Here is a 16,631-nt window from a genome sequence, read left to right on the forward strand (position 1 = left end):
GTTCAGTGGTCCTACTACTGGCGGGGTCAGGCTCACGGTCGTACGACCGGGAATACTGGATGTCATGGACGCCATGGACGAGAACGATGCGGCCGAGGCACCGGCGGCCGACCACCTGGACCGTTCGGGCAGCCCGGAGCACGTGGACCGGCCGGACCACCTGGACCGGCCGGACCACCTGGACCGGCGGGCCGAGCTCAGTGAGTTCCTGCGCACCCGGCGGGCCCGGCTCAAGCCGGAGGACGTGGGGCTCGCCTCGATGGGGCGGCACCGGCGGGTGCCGGGCCTGCGGCGCGAGGAGCTGGCGCAGCTCGCCGGGGTCTCGGTCGCGTACTACACGCGCCTGGAGCAGGGCAACGGGCGCAATGTGTCGGCGGAGGTGCTCGACGCCATCGCGCGCGCCCTGCGACTCAGCGACACCGAGCACGCGCACCTCGTCCACCTCGCGAGGCCGACCCGCCAGCGCCGCAAGCCGCCCGCGCCGAAGCGGCAGCAGCAGGTACGGCCCGCGCTGCGGCACCTGCTCGACTCCATGGAGGGCGTGCCCGCGTACATCGGCGGGGCGCGCGCCGACATCCTCGCCTGGAACCGGATGGCGGCGGCCCTCTTCGGCGACTGGGGCCGGCTGCCGCGCGCCGAACGGAACTGGGCGCGGCTCACCTTCCTCGACCCGGACTACCGAAAGCTGTTCCTCGACTGGGACACGAAGGCCACCGACATGGTCAGCTACCTGCGGCTGTACGCGGGCCGGAATCCGGAGGACCCGGAACTGTCGGCGCTCGTGGGTGAACTGTCCGTGAAGAGCGAGGAGTTCAGGCGGCTGTGGGCCACGCATGACGTGAAGGAGAAGGGGCACGGGGTGAAGCGGATGCGGCATCCGGTGGTGGGAGAGCTGACGCTCGCATACGAGACGCTGCACCTGCCGGACGACGACGGGCAGTTCCTGTCCGTGTATCACGCGGAACCGGGAACCTCCTCGGCGGAGGCGTTGCGGTTGCTCGCCAGCTGGGGTGTGGGCGACTCGATGCGAGCGAACTCGTAGGCCCTGCCGACCAAGATCTTCGCCCTCCGGGCGCCCCAACGATCACAGGGGAACGAGGAAGGGCCTGATCCGATTTCCGGATCAGGCCCTTCCTTGCTGTTTCAGCTGTCAGGGTGGCGGGATTTTGAACCCACGACCTCTTCGTCCCGAATGAGGTTTCGGCACTGATCTTGCCTGCGTGGACAGCATTCGTGCTGGTCAGAGACATGGCCCTGGGTGGCATCGAGTGGTGTCGAAGGGGTTTGGGGCGCGAGTCGGCTCCCAGATGGCTCCCACATTGCCGCCGTCATTCGAGCGAGGACAGGGTGGTTGCCATCGGGGAGAAGGGATTACTGACGGCCCTCGCGGGCCCTCGGTGTCGGTTGGATGCCGTCCAGTCGAGTAGTTCTACGGCTTGCGTCTCGGTCGGCGCTGGGGCTGTCCGGTCAGGAGACCGTACGCAGCCCCTTTCTGGCGCAGGAGCTATCCGACGGCGGCGACGGCCACCACCAAGTCTTGCCAGGGCATACCCACGCTCTTGAACAGCCGCGGGCGCGAGGGCTCGGTTTCCACGGATCCGTTGACGAGCTCGGCCAGGTTGCCCGCGACTACATCGGCGCCGATCTGGCCATCGCCTAGCGGAATGAGCAGGTCACCCGCCTCGCGCATCGCGGCAGTCCGCGCTTCGACGACCACCGTGGCCCGGCTGACCATTCCGGTATCTACCTCGCGGGCCGTCGCCTCGTGGGCCCCGATGGCGACGACGGTCGTGTGGGGTGCGACCAAAGAGGATGGGAAAAGGGGGGTACGGGACGTAGTGCAGCAGGCCACGATGTCGGCCTGGGAAACGGCATCGGGTGACACCGCCTCCGCGTCGAGATCTGCCGCGCGACAGCGCTCGACCATCGTCACCGCCTGCTCCGGACGGCGCGCTACGACACCGACCGAGGCGAGGGGACGCACCGCTCGGATCGCTTCCACATGAGCCCACGCCTGTGGCCCGGCCCCGAAGACGACGAGTCGTTTGGCCTCCGGAATCGCCAGGTGCTTGACGGCCACGGCGGACACCGCCGGGGTGCGCAGCAACGTCAGGGCCGCGCCGTCGACAAGAGCGACGGGCGATAACGTCGCCCCGCCCAACAGGAGATACGAGGCGACGATGCGGGGCAGCCCCCGGGCGGGATTGCCGGGCACGACTCCCGCGATCTTGACACCGGTGTACGAGGACGTTGTGGAGGGCATCAGGAGCAACTGGCCCGCGTCGATGTCGAGCACGGTCCGGGGAAGGTCTGCCTCGGGGTCGAGCCCCGCGAGCAGGGCCTGCTCGATCGCCTCGATGGCCCGATGCATGGGTACATGGCGCAGCAGCTCGTCTCCATCGATCTGCGGCAGAGTCATGCGGCGAGATCCTTGAGGACGTGTGACGTCTTGTCCAGAGCAGCCGCGAGCACAGCTGGTTCCTGACCGTAGGTGAACCGGAGGTGGTGCTCGGCCCCGAAATGGGTGCCGGCACCGACCAGCACACCGCCACGAGCGTGCAGCGCCTCAGCGACCTCGGTGCTCGGGAGGTCCAGGTCATAGTGGACGAGCGCCAGAGAAGTGGCCTCGGGCGGCACAACAGACAACAGTGGGTGGTGCGATTCGACCCACCGTTGCATGTGGGCCCAGCTCTCCCGGAGGAAGCCGCGGTAGCGGTCAAGCAGCCTGTTGCAGGTGGTGGGTTCGAGAGCCAATTCCGCGAGGGCCATCGCGGGCCCGGCTGCGGACACGGTGGCGTACTCGTGCCGCTGACGAAGCCTGGGGGTCAGCGTCGGCGGCGCGATCAGCCAGCCAAGACGCAGGCCAGGCATGCCGAAAGCCTTGGAGAGGCTGCCGACGCACACGACCTTGTCGTAGCGCCCCCAGAAGGTGGGGCTGGGGTCGTCGGTGTGGAGTTCGGTGCCGCGGTGCACCTCGTCGGAGAGGATCCAGGCACCAGCGCGGTCGGCGATGGCAACGATCTCCCGGATCTCGTCCTCGGTGAGGATCGTGCCCGTCGGGTTGCTGGGCGTCGTCACCGAGATGGCCCGGGTGCCCTTCCGGACGACGCGGGCCAAAGTGTCGAGGTCGGGCCGCCAGCCACGACCGGCGTCCAGCGGGAAGTCCTCAACGACGGCACCTCGGTTGTGAGCAGCGCCCCAGACCTGGCGGTACCCGGGAGACATCGTCACTACGTGGTCGCCGGGCTGGATGAGAGTTTCGACCGCGACGGCGTTGGCCTCCGCCGCCCCGACGGTGACGATGACCTCCGGGGCGTGGTCAGCGCTCCCGGCATGCCACGCGGCGATGCGCTCGCGCAGCTGGTCCGTGCCACACACGGGCGGGTAGCCAAGCTCGCTGTCGAGTAGCCGGTTCAGCGACTCCTGGTTGTCCACGATGTCGCGGAGCCGAACGGGCCGGCAGCCACTGTCGGCCAGGGTGTAGGTGGCCGTGCTACCGAACCGCCCCTGCCACTCCAGCAGTTCGAACGGGGTGAACGTCATGTGTGCCCCAAGGTTGTGAATGGAAAGATGCGAGGTGCCCGCTGCTCTACTCGGCGCCGTCGACCTTGGCCGGGTCGCGCTCGACGACCGGGCCAAGGACGGCATCGATGCGCCGCATCACGTCCTCGTCGAGGCGGACGCCCGCCGCCTTGGCGCTGTCGCGGACCTGCTCGGGCCGGGAGGCCCCCACGATGGCTGCCGCGACATTCGGGTTCTGCAGCGTCCAGGCGAGGGCGAGCTGGGCCTGCGTAAGGCCCAACTCCGCTGCAATAGCGGCGAGTTGCTGCACGCGCTCCAGCACGTCGTCACGGAGAAAGGTCTTCACCCAACCGGAACCCACCTCGTCGGTGGCACGGGATCCCGCGGGCAGGGGCTGCCCCGGCAGGTACTTGCCGGTGAGGACACCCTGGGCGAGCGGCGACCAAACGATCTGGCTCATCCCCTCCCGTTCACAGACGGGTACGACCTCTTCCTCGATGACGCGCCACAGCATCGAGTACTGGGGCTGATTGGAGACGAACCGGTCCAGTCCCATCTCGGCGGCGAGCTTCATGGCACGGGTGATCTGGTCGGCCGTCCACTCCGAGACGCCGATGTAGAGGACCTTGCCCTGCCGGATGAGGTCGTCGAACGTCTTAAGGGTCTCCTCGAGCGGGGTCCGGTGGTCGAAGCGGTGTGCCTGGTACAGATCGACGTAGTCGGTGCCGAGCCGCGACAGTGAGCCGTTAATCCCCTCGGTGATGTGTTTGCGGGCTAGACCGCCGTCGTTGGGGCCGGGGCCCAGGGGAAAGAACACCTTGGTGGAGAGAACGAGGGATTCCCGACGCTGTCCCTTGAGCGCTTTACCGAGCACCGACTCGGCGGCCGTGCCCGCGTAGACGTCGGCCGTGTCGAAGGTGGTGATCCCCTCATCGAGTGCCGCGTGGACACACCGGACGGCGCGGTCGTCGTCGATCTGCGATCCGTGCGTGATCCAGTTGCCGTAGGCGATCTCGCTGATCTGGAGCCCGCTGCGGCCGAGCTGTCGGAACTTCATTGCGCATCCTCGTTGTCGGTGTCGGCGCCCCCGAGGGGCGTGATCTGCACGCGGTTGTCGTGGAAGACCGCTCCGCCGCCCATGTCCGCATCTCGTTCGGCGACGGTGGCGTTCGGGCCGGCATCGTCGGTGTGCTTGGGCCAGTGGCCCTTCGTCGACATCGCGACGCCCGGGCGCACCACGTCGGCCACCTTGGCCAGGGCCTCGAAGGCGCCACGGGCGTTGGACACCCTGACTCGGTCACCGTCCGTGATGCCGTACATCGAGGCGTCCTGGGGGTGTACGACGACTTGCGGAGGGCCGGCTCGCCGGCGCAGCTCCGGTTTGTTCCCGAAGACGGTGTTGAGGAAAAAGTGGGATGCAACGGAGATGAGGACGAAGGGTAACTGCCTTGCTAGTTCGGCGTCTTGGGCCTCCAGAGCGGGAACGTATCCGGCGACGGCGTCGAATCCGTCCGCCTCGGCTGTCTCCGAGACGAACTCGAGCTTGCCCGAGGGTGTGGGGAATCCGTCCGCGAACGGCACGTGGTCCTCCGGATAGGCGAGCCGCGCCCATCCCTTGGCGCGCAGGGAGTCCACGGTGATGTCGGACAGGGACGGATGTTCAGAGTCGAGGAGTTCGCTCGCCAACTGCTCGTCACTGGCATACAGCGCCGGTTCCGTCAGCCTCATGGCCCGAGCCAGGCGCCGGAACGTCTCTGTGGTGGACAGGCACTCGCCGGGCGGGGCGACTGCCGGTTCGTTCCAGGTGACGTACACGTGGCCGTAGCCGTCGTGGACATCGAGGTGCTCAGGCTGCATGGTGGCGGGCAGGACGATGTCGGCGTAGTCGGCGGTGTCGGTCTGGAAGTGGTCCATGACCACGGTGAACAGATCCTCCCGAGCCAGACCCTGGCGGATCCGGTTCTGGTCGGGGGAACTGGCCAGAGGGTTGGCGCCGTAGACGATTAGCGCTTCGACGGGCGGGTCGTCTGTCTCCAGCAGCCCTTCGGCCAGTCGTGTCATGGACAAACTCCTGACGGGACGCTTCAGCAGATCGTCCCGGTAGAGGGCCTCTCGGTTGCCGCCGAAGTAACCGTCCGTCGAATAGAGGAGGCCGCCGCCTGGTCGCCGCCAGTCGCCGGTGACGCCGGGCAGGCAGGCCAGAGCACGCAGCGCGGAACCGCCTCCAGCGTGGCGCTGAATGCCCTGCGACACCCTGATCGCTGTCGGCCTACTGGTGGCGATGCGCTGTCCGAGCCGGACGATCTCCTCCTCGGGCACACCCGCTTCCCGTGCAGCGCGGCCGGGGCTGAACTCCATGACGAGCTTGCGGAATTCGGGCCAGCCCACGGTGTGCGTGTCCAGGTACTCCTGGTCCTCGGCGCCCTCCTGGACCACGACGTGGAGCAGGCCGAGGGCGAGTGCCGCGTCCGAACCCGGCAGAGGCGCGATGTGCTCATCCGCCTGAGCCGCCGAACGGCTGCGGATCGGGTCGATGACGACGACGTGGGCACCGTCGCTCCGCGCGCGCTGGATGACCTTCCAGAGGTGATGGTGGGTCGTCAGGGGGTTGCTTCCCCAAAGGAGGATCAGCCTGGACTGGGCCAGGCTCTCCGGGTCGATGCCCGTGCTGGTGCCGAGGGTGTACGTGAGACCGGCGAGACCGGCGATGGAGCAGATCGTCATGTCGTGGCGGGACGCGCCCAGGACGTTCCAGAGCCGGCTGCCGGCCCTGCCCTGCAGCCCCTGGAGGAAACCCAGAGTGCCTGTGCCCTGGTAGGGCCAGATGGCTTCACCGCCATGCCGCTCGATGGTCTTCGTCAACCGCTGCGCGATCTCGGTCAGGGCGTCGTCCCAAGTGATGCGCTCGAACCGGCCCTCGCCCTTACGGCCGGTGCGCCGCAGCGGGTAGAGGAGCCGGTCCTCAGCGCGTGTGTGTTCCAGGAACTGATTGACCTTCACGCACAGGGTGCCTCTGGTGTAGGGGTGGTCCGGCGTGCCGCGCAGTGCGACGGCTTCGCCGTCCTGGACGGTCACCTGCCAGCTGCAGCCGTCGGGGCAGTCCAGCGGGCAGGCCCCGGGAACGACTCGTGTGCCACTCATGCGTCACTCCTCTTGGCAAGTTCCTTGCGCAGAGACGGTGAGAAGGAGCCGCGCATGACCTCCTGCGCCGTACCGGTCAGGCTGACGCGGCCGTCGAGAGCGATGCTCACGTCGACAGTGCCGCCAGGCATGCGAACGGTGACATCGCGTTCGACGAGCCCGCGTTGGTGGGCCACCGCTGCCGAGGCACACGCGCAGGCCCCGGACGCCGGAACGTAACCGGCGGCTCGCTCCCAGACTTCGGCATCCAGTGTGCGGCGGTTGTGTATGCGCACGAACGACACGTTGGTGCCCTTCGGAGTGCGGGAATGCCAGGCCAGGGCGGGGCCGAGACGTCGGGCCAGGTTCTGGTCGATCCGCTCCCTGAACAGGACAGTGTGCGGGACGCCTAGGTGGACGTCGGTGACGGTGAGGTCGTCGTCTTCATCTTCGGCAAGGGAGACGTGCTCGGTGGCTGATGCGAATCGCGGTAGTCCCATGTCCACCCGCACCCGGCAGTCGACGAAATCCACGATCTCGACGGCCGCGTCACCGCCCCGCGTCCGCACTGCGAACGGTGCACCCGCACGCCATCCCTCGACGTAGTGTTCCGCGAGGTATAGGGCGAACATCCGCAGGCCGTTGCCGCTCATCCCGCACTCGCTGCCGTCGGCGTTGAAGATCCGCAATGGCACCGCGTCACCGGGCCGGGGCGGTGCGAGCGGGCCGAGAAGCAGCCCGTCCGCGCCCACGCCGTAGTGCCGGTCGCACAGCAGCCGGACGGCTGCGGGACCGGGATCCGTGCCGAGCACCATGCCGCCATGCCCCGGGCCGACGACGAGGTAGTCGTTGCCCAGGGCCTGGTACTTGACGAAGTCGTCCACGTGGCCGGTCAGCTCGCCGGGGTGTTGGCTAGGGCTGCGGCGTCGTGGTCGTCGCCGTACCACTTGTCCTTCCAGCGGGAGAAAGCGACGATCACGATGTCCCGGTGACCGGGCCCGCCATCGGCGGACGTCACATCGGTGACGTCGTGCTGCAGCGCCTTGTCATCCAGCAGGACCGCCTGTCCGGGCTTCAGCGTCCCGGTCCAGAACGGCGCGTCGGCTCCCGGCTTCCACAGCCGCGTCTCGCCGCCGCCGGCGTTGTTCCGCCGGAGCACTGCGATCATGACGAACTCATGCCCGTCGTGGTGAACGCCTTCCGGTGTCAGCGGACCCGGACGTCCGCCGTCGGCCCTGGTGCGGTTCTGGTGGACGTTGATCTGCCAGTCTTCACCGCGGTCGAGGCCGATCGCATCCGCGCCCAGCGTGATCATCGGGGTGAAGTCGGTGACGATCGTCTCGTACTTGCGACGGATGCCGCCGCCCACCGAGTTGAACCTCGTGTATGTGGTGTAGTCGCGCTGCGGCAATTTCTCGAAGAGCCATCCGGTGTCCTGCCCGGACTCCGGAGTCAGCCGATACTGGGCGAACCGTTTGAACCGGGTGCCATTACCCATGTAGTCGTCAACCGGCAGTTCGTCGTAGCTATCGAGCATCTCCGGCGCGGCCGGGGGGAGTTCGATGATCGAGAAGCCCTGGGGGCCGAGTGCCATGGCGCTGAGCCTTCCTGTCGGTCTATCGGTGAGAGGCCAGTTCGGGCATGCGCTCGTCGAGGTAGCGCGCCGAGGAGTTGAGCCGCCACAGCGTTCCCCGGGCGATCGCGCGCCGCATGCGTTCCGATTCGGCTGCCGGTACAACAACGTTGTGGAACCAGCCCGCCGCGTGACGGGAATCGACCGTGATATGCAGTTTGTGGTAGACGATGCCGATGTCGGGCAGCCCCAGCCGGTCCCAGGCGTGGACGACCTGCACGAAGCGGTCAGGGGCCAGCCACTCGGTCATGCCGAGGAACCCGACGGCCTCGGCGTACAGGTTCCGGTATCGGCAGAGGAGTACCGCGAGATTTCCGGAGAGAAGGGCGTTCGCGGTGAGTGAACGCTCCAATTCGTCCGGCGAAATATCGAATACCTCATAGATCTGGTTGAAGAGGTGGGTGTGGACCTGCGAGGGGTCCCCGTTTCCCATCTCGTCCCAGAAATTTTCGGCTATCTCCATTTTCGCAGCCCCGCTGGTGCCGACCTGCATCATTGCGAGCAGGTCGTCGAACCGTCCATCTACGACCGATTCCTGGATCACGTAGTGACGCAAATCGTCAGCCGTGGCCTGGTCGCGGATGAATTCCCGGTAGTAGGGGTGCTTGTAGACCCGGTGTTCCTTGGCGAGCTTCTTCAGCCAGGAGAGGAACGCAGTGGGTTCGGCCGGCGCGGCGTCGAGGATTCCGGACTCCAGCATGCCGTCCTCGGCCGCGATGGTGGCCTGCTCCAGCTGGCGGAGCACCTCCTGGACGACGATCGACCCCTCGGCGGTTGGGCCCTCAGGTAATTGCGTGACGAGCCCGTAGATCCGGGAGAGCAAAAGCTGCTGGCCATAGAAGGCCGCCGGGTCACCTGCAGCTGACTTCGCATTCAGTTCGCTGACCCGAGTGCTGAAATCAGCCCGCTCCCCGAGGGATACCGAAGCATCGATCTCATCGGCCGGTCGATTGAGAAGGGAGGACACCTCCTCGACCACCGGATACGGCGCCAAGCCGGCCTGACCCGATACCTCTGCACCCGTTTCCATGTCGCCTCCTGTTATCTGGCCTATGCCAGGGGCACGCTCTAGTGATTTCGATCAACGCTAACTTGGCGCCCATCAGGAGATCTATGCCTGGCGGAAGTTGGGCTGGATCAGGGGTCTTGACAGACCATGGGCCCCGTTAAAGAACTCTCGCGCGCAGGCCCCACTTCTCACCAACGACCAGCAGAAAGACAACAGGGCGGGCGGCAGGGCGAGTGGCCCACCGCCCGCCCTTCGGACGTGATGTCGTCTCAGTCCTTGGTCTGCCTGGCTGAATATGACGGCGCGTCGTCGTGGCAGCCCGCCTCTGCTTCGAGGGGCTTGCGGGCCGGTGCCCGGGCCGGCCGCTCACCAACCACGAGGAGGAGCACGGCGCCCATCAACAGCGCCGTGCCTGTGGCGACGAAGGCGTTCAGCCGCTCACCGAACACGGAGATGCCGATGACCGCGGCGGTGAGGGGCTCGACCAGGGCGACCACGGAGGCCGTTGACGCCCGAACGACGCCGAGCCCGGCGAAGAACAGCGTGTACGCCAGCGCTGTCGGAACCGCCCCCAGGTAGCCGATCAGCGTCACCGTCCATACGGCCTGCTCCATGTCTGGCAGCAGCCCTTCCCACAAGGCCAGCGGCAGCAAGCAGATCGTGCCCACCGCGAAGCCCATGACCGTCGACTCGAATGCGCCGCCGGACTTCTTGCGGCCGGACGCACGCCCCAGCAACGTCACGCCCGCGTACCCGGCGGCGGACAGCAGCGCATAACCGATCCCCAGCAGAGGGGCCGGGCCCGTGCTGCCGTCGGCGCCGCCCATCAACAGCACCAGGCCAACGACACCGCCCGCCACGGCGGCTGCCCCGGCTGCACCGGCATGCTCGCCCAGCAGAAGTCGAGCCCCAACGGTGACGAGCACCGGACCCGAGCCGAGTGTCACCACAGTGGCCACCGTCAGCCCGGCCTGCTGGACCGCAGCGAAATAGGCGGTCTGATACACCGCCAGACCGAAGCCGGTGATCAGGAACCTGCGCTTGTTCGCCAAGAACGTCGCGCGCAGCGAAACGACTGTCTGAGGGCGACGGGCCCGCCGGACCAGGTGAGCCGTCAGAAGCAGGCCGAGCCCCGTCAGGAACCTCCAGAAGGAGACGGAGACGGGGCCGATGTTCCCGACGCCGTACAACTCGGCCGCAACAGCACCGCCGGTGCCCCACGCGGTGGCCGCGATCGCGACATACAGGACACCCTGCCGGTAAGACAGGGGAAAAGAGGAATGCAACGAAGATCTCCTCGCTTGATTGCCATCACGATGTCGTCGTGGGCACTCAACGCAGCCGCCCTGGGGTGCCCAGGGCGGCTGGGAAATGGTGCCCGCCTAAGCGGCGGGCGGCGGAGGAGTCAGAAAGAGCTGCATGTGATCACCCTACCGGTGACCTACGGGCGCCGACAGCAACTTCCGTCACCTCGCTGTCAACCATGGCGTCTGCAGTTCGTGAGGCGTGGAGCGTAAGGACGACAGCTACCGCACCATCGACTCGATGGACTGGCTGTCCGACCTGGTCGCCAACCACGTCGCCCGTACGAAGCCGATGTCCTGTCCCTACCACGGCAGGACGTACGTCTTCCGAGGGCAAGGCACAGCGCGCACCGGCGGCCACCAGGGCGCGAAGCTGGTCGATGTCGCGTGCCAGCGTGCCCGCCGGTCGGGTTGTCGGGTCTGCATTGATGGGGTCTCAAGTGAAGCGGAGGCGTCGGCCCCGACGTGTTGCCGATGACGCAGCTCACCGTTGGGACTGGGCGCCGCGGTGGGTGTGATCCGGGTCCCGGCTGCTATGCGGTGTGTTCGCCGTCTCGCAGGTATCGGGGTAGGCCGCTCGCCAGCGCATCCAGCGCCGCCGAGTAGCGGCGGCCGAGGCGCTCACGGAGTATGTGGTGGGCCTGGGCAGGCGGGGCGAACCGCAGGGCGGCGATCTCTTCGTCGTGGGGGCGGAGAGTGTTGGCCTGGTCGTGGGTGAGAGTGCCGGCGTCGAAGATGAAGGCGATCTGGTCGTCCCAAGGCCCGTGGGGCGTGACCCAGTCGACGACCAGGAGCCGGTGGATGGTGATGTCGAGGCCGAGCTCTTCTTTGAGTTCGCGGCGGGCGGTGTCGTCGGGGGCTTCGTTGGCTTCGGACATGCCGCCTGGCAGGTCCCAGCCGGGCTTGTAGGTGGGGTTGACCAGCAGGATGTGGCCGTCGAGGTTGCGGAGAATGACGTCGGCGGCGACGCGTTTGCGGGCTTGGGTGGCGTTGCCTTCGGCGAGGTAGGCGTTCCAGGCGGCGGGGTCTGCTGGGGTGGGCCTCATGGTGCTGTGCCTTTGTTGGGCGGCTGGATGATGTCGGCGAGCAGGAGCATTCTGGCCCGTCTCGCCTCCTCGAAGCGCGTCAGGAGTTCCCGTACCGGGGGATAGCTGCGGTGTGGCTCCAGCCGGGCGCGTAGGCCGTCGAGCTGGTGGATGACCCGCACGGAGCCGAGCGTGGGGTCCGCGGCGAGGAGTTCGTGGCCGATGCTGACGGCTGCATCCAGGTCTTGGCGCTGGAGGTGGATGCGGGCCAGGGTGATCCGGCTGAGCGCGAGCGAGCGGGCGCGGCTGCCGGAGCGGCGTAGGGCGATGGCGCGTTCGGCGTGGTGCAGGGCCTCGTCGTATCGCTTCATGTCGCCGAGTACGAGGGCCGATTCGCTGGCCAGGGCAGCGCTGTCGAAGGGGCTCAGCCAGGGATGCTGGGCCTCGGCGCTGGTGTCGAGGATTTCGTGGGCCTGGTCGAGGGCGCGGGCTGCCGGAGTAGGTGTGGTCGCGGCGAGTGCTCTGGCAGTCATGGTGTGGAGGCGGGCGGTGAGCGCTGGGATGCGGGGGCCTTGGGCGGTGAGGTCGAGCCCGGCGCGGGCCCAGTGGGCTGCGGCTGCCGGGTCACCGGTCTGGAGGGCGAGGTGGCTGTTGCTGGCGGCGATGTTGGCGGCCAGGGACACGTCGCCGGAGGTGCGCGCAAGCGGCAGGGCGCGGTTGAAGTGGCGGGCAGCCAGGTCGTCGCGGCCGGAGTCGTGGGCCATCCAGCCGGCCATCTCGGTCATGGCCGCGGCCGTGGCGAAGATCTGCTGGCTGCTGTCGGCGTCGACGAGGCGTGGGGCGATGTTGTGGCCGAGGTGGCGGACCACGGCGCCGTAGAGGCGGCCGCCGCCGGTCTGCCGGTCGGCGTTGCGGAAGGCGTCCATCGCGGACAAGTCATCGTCGTTCGGGGGTAGTTGCGGTGCGGAGCGCGGCGGAGGCACATGCCCGGCCGGCGCTGGTTCCCAAGGGCGGACGGCGAGGCCGAGGAGTCGGCCGGGGATGTGGAAGGCGTCTGCGATCTGCTCGAAGATGACGAGCTTTTCGACCCGGCTCTTGCCGTTCATGTAGTCGTAGAGCCGCCCTTGGGTGATGTCGACCGCAGCGGCGATACGTCGTGTGCTGATGCCCCGGTGGTTGAGCAGCCGGAACAGTGCTCCCATGTCGCGCTCAGCGCAGGCGGCGGTGAACCGCTCGTCGCTGAGCAGCCCGGCCACGACGTGACGAGGATCTTGCTGTTGACGGCCCATCGGCGTTTCCCCCTGGCGCGGCGTGTATCGAGGCTATGCCCAACGGGCCAGGTGTGACTCCGACTTGGGGTCACCTGACGGAGTCCCGTGGGTGCTTGTCTCGGTCCTTTACTGAATTTCGCCGCCGCGGAGTGAGCATCAGCAGAAGCCTCCGCGGCGGCGTACACAGCGGCTCTGTCTCTACCTCCCCTGGCCGGAGGCAGAGCCGCTCCCCCTCTCCCTTCGGCCGAGGAGTTCTCCTCATGACCACTCGCCACGCCCGGATCACCTTCAGCCCCGACTGCTCCGCTGTCGCGACCGTCCGCAACCGCATCCTCGCGCGCGCTGACGGCTGGGGCGTCCCGCTGGACGCGGACAATCGAGAGTCGCTGCGGCTGGTCGCCTCGGAGCTGATCACCAATGCCGTCGTGCACAGCAGTGGCCACATCACGGTCGGGCTCTCCTACGAGCCCGAGGAGGGGCGTCTTCTGCTGGTTGTGCATGACGGCGGTGCGTCACCGCCCAAGCGGCGCGATGCAACAGCCGACGAGGATTCCGGCCGAGGGCTGGCCTTGGTCGATGCGCTGGCCGCCCGCACGGGGTGGGAGCCGACCGAGCGTGGCAAGAGTGTCTGGGCGGAGTTCGAGGTAACCGCGCTGGTGTGTCGGACCGGAGCCAGCACGCCGTTACGGCTGCGGATGCCGGCTCTGACGCCCCGGCGGGGCGCGAAAAGCGCGCGGCCCCCATTCGCGATGGCGGTCGCGCTGTGAACGCCGAGGTCCGAGCCCCGGCAGCGGGGTCGATCAAGGAACCGGGTTGGCGATTCGTCCTGATGGCTCTCGGGCTCTGGCTCACCCCGCCCTTCGTCATCCTGCACACCCCCGCCGCCGGCGCGCTCGATTCCGCGATGCGTCCGACGACAGCAGCACCGGACACCGATCCGCTGAACGAGGAGCTGACATGACGACATCGACCGAAGAGTTCGAGCGCCTTGCCTCCGTACCAGGCGCGGTGATCATGCAGCCGACGACGCTGTGCCAACCGCTCGACTGCCGTTACTGCTACCTGCCGTTCCGCCACGAGAAGCACCTCATGCCCGTCGAGGTGGCGCAGGCGGTGGCGCAGTCGGTCAACGAGTGGGCCCGTGAAGATCCCCGGTTCGAGATCGTATGGCACGGAGGCGAGCCGCTGTCCGTCGGCAGGCTCCATCTGACCAAGCTGATGGCGCCGTTCGGCCGGGTCAAGCACACCGTGCAGACGAACGCCGTGCTGATCGACGACGCCTGGTGCGAGTTCTTCCTGCAGCACGACATGGGCGTGGGCGTCAGCATCGACGGCCCGCCCGATATGAACCGCAGTCGTGTCACCCGCGTCGGTCACCCCGCCCACCGCGTCATTCTGCGCGGCATCGAACGGCTCAAAGCCCACAGCATCCCGTTCTCCGCCATCGCCGTGGTCACCGATCCCGACCCTGCCCGCGCTGCCGAGTTCTACGACTTCTTCGCCGACCTCGGCTGCCACTCCCTCGGCGTCAACGTCGAGGAACAGGAGGGCGCCAACACCACCACCCGCACCCCCGATCCCGCCCGCGCCACCGAGTTCTGGGCGGCGCTCACGGCGGCCTGGCGGGCAAGGCCCGTCATCCAACTGCGAGAAGTGGCAAGGGTGCTGGACTTCGCGCGTGCAGTCCTGCAGGGCCAAGCCTCCGGCCGACCGGCATCAGCGGCGTGGGACCCGCTGCCGACCATCGCCTACGACGGCGGAGTGGTCCTCCTGTCACCGGAGCTGGCCGGGTTCACCGATCCGCGCTTCGGTGACTTCACCACCGGCAACGTCCTGCACCACAGCCTGGCCGGCCTCCTCTCCGAAGCCGAACAGCGCACCAGCTGGCTGCCGGAGTTCTGGCGCGGCGTGGACGCCTGCCGCCGCACGTGCCCCTACTTCGCCTTCTGCGGTGGCGGTCACGCAGCCAACCGCTATTTCGAGCACGCGGGCCGCATGGACGGCACCCGCACCTCCTACTGCACCACCGCCAAAATCGCTCTCCTCGAAGGAGTCACCCGACATGTCCGAGACGACGAACCCCACACCGACCACCGTCCCCGTCACGGCCGCTGATCTGGTCCGAGCTTCGGCTGACCGCCTGTGTGCCCTGCTGGGCACCTGCCCGCCTGCCTTCGGTGGCAAGTTCGACAACCGGCCTACCTGGTCCAACACGTCACCTGCCTTCGACAACCGCCCGACCTGGGACAACTGGGACAAGAAGTAGCCTCGGTGGCTGGCCCCGACCCCTTCGCAGAGACGGAGCACCGCACCATGGACAGCCGCACCATCGGCCGCATCACGCTGAACCTGCCCGACCTGAGCGGACCGGGCCTGTACCTGTCCAACGTTCAGTCCCTTGAAGGCGGCCGGGGCGTCCTCCAGGACTTCCACTACACGGGTGCCGAGCTGCGCTCACTCGACCTGGCCGACGCCCAGCTCGTCACCGGCCGCATCAGCGGACTGCGGGCCGGCCGCGTCCAGATGGAACAACTCCGACTCCACTCAGTCGAGTTCGACAGCTGCGACCTCGGCTCGGCCACGTGGAGCGAGAGCAAGCTCTCCCGCGTCGCGTTCCGCCAATGCAAGCTCATGGGCGCCACACTGAGCGATCTCACCCTGGACCACGTCCTCTTCGACGGCTGCCGCCTGGACTACGCCACTCTCGAAGCCGTACGCGCCACCGGGCCGGTCGCCTTCTCCAACTGCATCCTCACCGAGGTGTCCCTCACCGGTTGCGACCTCACCGACGCCGTCCTCGACTCCTGCACCCTGCGCCTGACCGAGTTCGGCAAAGGCCGCTACAAGGGCCTCGACCTGCGCGGCAACGACCTCTCCTCCGTACGCGGCGTTGCCCACCTCGCCAAGGTCGTCATCGACCATTCCCAGCAGGCAGACCTCGCACAAGCCCTGATCACCGACCTCGACGTGACCTATGGCGAGGACCTCGACCATCCACGCTGACCCCGAAGGGGGCCTGTCCCACCATGACCCTGCGCATCGCGGTCACCGACCCCACGGCCCTGCGGAAGCGATGTGAAGTCACCACGCTCCGCACGACCTACGGAGAGCCGGCCTACGAAGACGGAGCCGTCATCCCCGCCACCTCATGGGCAGAGATCACCGACGAGACCGCCCACGACCTCACTGCCACCGCAGCCCGTGCCCAAGACACCACCCTGGTCGAACTGGTGAAACCTCCCGAGCCCGCCGACGCCCTCGCCACGCTCACCGACCGGCTCGGCGACCCGGACGCTCTCCACCTCGGTCAGGCCACCGCCCCCGCAGCGGCCCTCACCACCACCCCCAACCACGAGACCGGTGGCCACCGCATCGGCCTGCACGTCGACAACTGGGACCGACTCCCGTACGCCGAGAAACATCAGGGCCGCCGCAGGCTCTGCCTCAACCTCGGCCCCGGCACCCGCTACCTCCTTCTCGGAGATCTCGACATCCGCGCCATCTGCCGAGCCGTACACCACGACTATGCCGACCGCTATCCGCACACCAACGACCTCCGCCGTTATGTCGAGAGCGGCCACCTCGTCCTCTGTTACCGCTTCCGCCTGGAGCCCAGTGAGGGCTACATCGCCCCCACCGAACTCATCCCGCACGACGGCTCCACCCAGGGCCAGCCGGAGCCATCCACCGCCGCGTTCTGGCTCGGGCACTGGCCCCGGGGAGTGCTCCCATCCCTGGCCTGACTGG

The 16,631-nt window shown here is 67.9% G+C and carries 17 protein-coding genes and 1 pseudogene; 8 read left to right on the plus strand and 10 right to left on the minus strand.

Going from position 1 to position 16,631, the window contains the following annotated elements; translation table 11 throughout:
• The first annotated feature begins 64 nt into the window (after positions 1–64).
• The gene (locus QIT00_RS17765) at positions 65–1,042 is read left to right on the plus strand and encodes a helix-turn-helix domain-containing protein (protein ID WP_282536262.1); all 978 of its coding nucleotides are present in this window, start codon (positions 65–67) and stop codon (positions 1,040–1,042) included.
• A 462-nt stretch (positions 1,043–1,504) separates the two neighbouring features.
• Here the strand turns inward: QIT00_RS17765 and QIT00_RS17770 are convergent, their stop codons facing one another.
• The 8 genes from QIT00_RS17770 to QIT00_RS17805 all read right to left on the minus strand — a co-directional run bounded on the left by QIT00_RS17770 (position 1,505) and on the right by QIT00_RS17805 (position 10,570).
• Positions 1,505–2,419, minus strand: a complete 915-nt coding sequence (locus QIT00_RS17770; protein ID WP_282536263.1) for an ornithine cyclodeaminase family protein — start codon at positions 2,417–2,419, stop codon at positions 1,505–1,507.
• Complete coding sequence (locus QIT00_RS17775) at positions 2,416–3,543, minus strand: aminotransferase class I/II-fold pyridoxal phosphate-dependent enzyme (RefSeq protein WP_282536264.1); 1,128 nt, start codon at positions 3,541–3,543, stop codon at positions 2,416–2,418. The genes QIT00_RS17770 and QIT00_RS17775 overlap by 4 nt, the downstream gene beginning before the upstream one ends.
• 46 nt (positions 3,544–3,589) lie before the next feature.
• Positions 3,590–4,579 (minus strand): aldo/keto reductase family protein, encoded by a 990-nt coding sequence (locus QIT00_RS17780; protein WP_282536265.1) that lies wholly within the window; start codon positions 4,577–4,579, stop codon positions 3,590–3,592.
• Positions 4,576–6,663 carry a molybdopterin-containing oxidoreductase family protein gene (locus QIT00_RS17785; protein WP_282536266.1) on the minus strand — a complete coding sequence of 696 codons (2,088 nt, stop codon included), beginning with the start codon at positions 6,661–6,663 and terminating at the stop codon, positions 4,576–4,578. The genes QIT00_RS17780 and QIT00_RS17785 overlap by 4 nt, the downstream gene beginning before the upstream one ends.
• Entirely contained in the window at positions 6,660–7,526 is an 867-nt protein-coding gene (gene dapF, locus QIT00_RS17790; RefSeq protein ID WP_282536267.1) for a diaminopimelate epimerase, read from the minus strand. Before dapF ends, QIT00_RS17785 begins: the two co-directional genes overlap by 4 nt.
• An 8-nt stretch (positions 7,527–7,534) precedes the next feature.
• Entirely contained in the window at positions 7,535–8,236 is a 702-nt protein-coding gene (locus QIT00_RS17795; protein WP_282536268.1) for a 2OG-Fe dioxygenase family protein, read from the minus strand.
• Positions 8,237–8,258: 22 nt separating this feature from the next.
• Entirely contained in the window at positions 8,259–9,305 is a 1,047-nt protein-coding gene (locus QIT00_RS17800; protein WP_282536269.1) for an iron-containing redox enzyme family protein, read from the minus strand.
• Between the two features lie 248 nt (positions 9,306–9,553).
• Positions 9,554–10,570, minus strand: coding sequence for a DMT family transporter (locus QIT00_RS17805; protein ID WP_282536270.1), 1,017 nt, complete (start codon positions 10,568–10,570; stop codon positions 9,554–9,556).
• A gap of 229 nt (positions 10,571–10,799) precedes the next feature.
• Between QIT00_RS17805 and QIT00_RS38740 the strand changes: the two are divergent.
• A pseudogene (locus tag QIT00_RS38740) lies at positions 10,800–10,976 on the plus strand (LacI family transcriptional regulator); the annotation flags it as partial.
• Positions 10,977–11,121: 145 nt separating this feature from the next.
• On the opposite strand, the gene QIT00_RS17810 reads toward QIT00_RS38740, so the two are convergent.
• Both QIT00_RS17810 and QIT00_RS17815 read right to left on the minus strand, forming a co-directional pair.
• Positions 11,122–11,634 (minus strand): NUDIX domain-containing protein, encoded by a 513-nt coding sequence (locus tag QIT00_RS17810; protein WP_282536271.1) that lies wholly within the window; start codon positions 11,632–11,634, stop codon positions 11,122–11,124.
• On the minus strand, positions 11,631–12,902 hold the full coding sequence (locus tag QIT00_RS17815) for a helix-turn-helix transcriptional regulator (RefSeq protein ID WP_282536272.1): 1,272 nt from the start codon (positions 12,900–12,902) through the stop codon (positions 11,631–11,633). Before QIT00_RS17815 ends, QIT00_RS17810 begins: the two co-directional genes overlap by 4 nt.
• A gap of 242 nt (positions 12,903–13,144) precedes the next feature.
• Between QIT00_RS17815 and QIT00_RS17820 the strand changes: the two genes are divergently transcribed.
• The 6 genes from QIT00_RS17820 (at position 13,145) to QIT00_RS17845 (ending at position 16,627) form a co-directional block, all read left to right on the plus strand.
• Entirely contained in the window at positions 13,145–13,651 is a 507-nt protein-coding gene (locus tag QIT00_RS17820) for an ATP-binding protein (RefSeq protein ID WP_282536273.1), read from the plus strand.
• A 62-nt stretch (positions 13,652–13,713) separates the two neighbouring features.
• The gene (locus tag QIT00_RS17825; protein WP_282536274.1) at positions 13,714–13,845 is read left to right on the plus strand and encodes a hypothetical protein; all 132 of its coding nucleotides are present in this window, start codon (positions 13,714–13,716) and stop codon (positions 13,843–13,845) included.
• Positions 13,842–14,999, plus strand: coding sequence for a cyclophane-forming radical SAM peptide maturase AmcB (amcB, locus tag QIT00_RS17830; RefSeq protein ID WP_282536275.1), 1,158 nt, complete (start codon positions 13,842–13,844; stop codon positions 14,997–14,999). Before QIT00_RS17825 ends, amcB begins: the two co-directional genes overlap by 4 nt.
• Positions 14,947–15,150, plus strand: a complete 204-nt coding sequence (gene amcA, locus QIT00_RS17835; protein ID WP_282536276.1) for a multiple cyclophane-containing RiPP AmcA — start codon at positions 14,947–14,949, stop codon at positions 15,148–15,150. The genes amcB and amcA overlap by 53 nt, the downstream gene beginning before the upstream one ends.
• A 5-nt stretch (positions 15,151–15,155) precedes the next feature.
• Positions 15,156–15,887, plus strand: coding sequence for a pentapeptide repeat-containing protein (locus QIT00_RS17840; RefSeq protein ID WP_282536277.1), 732 nt, complete (start codon positions 15,156–15,158; stop codon positions 15,885–15,887).
• A gap of 23 nt (positions 15,888–15,910) precedes the next feature.
• On the plus strand, positions 15,911–16,627 hold the full coding sequence (locus tag QIT00_RS17845; RefSeq protein WP_282536278.1) for a hypothetical protein: 717 nt from the start codon (positions 15,911–15,913) through the stop codon (positions 16,625–16,627).
• Positions 16,628–16,631 lie beyond the last annotated feature (4 nt).

Source organism: Streptomyces luteolus (assembly GCF_029968015.1).
Classification (GTDB): domain Bacteria; phylum Actinomycetota; class Actinomycetes; order Streptomycetales; family Streptomycetaceae; genus Streptomyces; species Streptomyces luteolus.

Coding starts and splice junctions, on each gene's coding strand:
- QIT00_RS17765 (WP_282536262.1), top strand. CDS start 65: ATGGACGCCATGGACGAGAACGATGCGGCCGAGGCACCGGCGGCCGAC.
- QIT00_RS17770 (WP_282536263.1), bottom strand. CDS start 2,419: ATGACTCTGCCGCAGATCGATGGAGACGAGCTGCTGCGCCATGTACCC.
- QIT00_RS17775 (WP_282536264.1), bottom strand. CDS start 3,543: ATGACGTTCACCCCGTTCGAACTGCTGGAGTGGCAGGGGCGGTTCGGT.
- QIT00_RS17780 (WP_282536265.1), bottom strand. CDS start 4,579: ATGAAGTTCCGACAGCTCGGCCGCAGCGGGCTCCAGATCAGCGAGATC.
- QIT00_RS17785 (WP_282536266.1), bottom strand. CDS start 6,663: ATGAGTGGCACACGAGTCGTTCCCGGGGCCTGCCCGCTGGACTGCCCC.
- QIT00_RS17795 (WP_282536268.1), bottom strand. CDS start 8,236: ATGGCACTCGGCCCCCAGGGCTTCTCGATCATCGAACTCCCCCCGGCC.
- QIT00_RS17800 (WP_282536269.1), bottom strand. CDS start 9,305: ATGGAAACGGGTGCAGAGGTATCGGGTCAGGCCGGCTTGGCGCCGTAT.
- QIT00_RS17810 (WP_282536271.1), bottom strand. CDS start 11,634: ATGAGGCCCACCCCAGCAGACCCCGCCGCCTGGAACGCCTACCTCGCC.
- QIT00_RS17815 (WP_282536272.1), bottom strand. CDS start 12,902: ATGGGCCGTCAACAGCAAGATCCTCGTCACGTCGTGGCCGGGCTGCTC.
- QIT00_RS17820 (WP_282536273.1), top strand. CDS start 13,145: ATGACCACTCGCCACGCCCGGATCACCTTCAGCCCCGACTGCTCCGCT.
- QIT00_RS17825 (WP_282536274.1), top strand. CDS start 13,714: ATGGCTCTCGGGCTCTGGCTCACCCCGCCCTTCGTCATCCTGCACACC.
- amcB (WP_282536275.1), top strand. CDS start 13,842: ATGACGACATCGACCGAAGAGTTCGAGCGCCTTGCCTCCGTACCAGGC.
- amcA (WP_282536276.1), top strand. CDS start 14,947: ATGTCCGAGACGACGAACCCCACACCGACCACCGTCCCCGTCACGGCC.
- QIT00_RS17845 (WP_282536278.1), top strand. CDS start 15,911: ATGACCCTGCGCATCGCGGTCACCGACCCCACGGCCCTGCGGAAGCGA.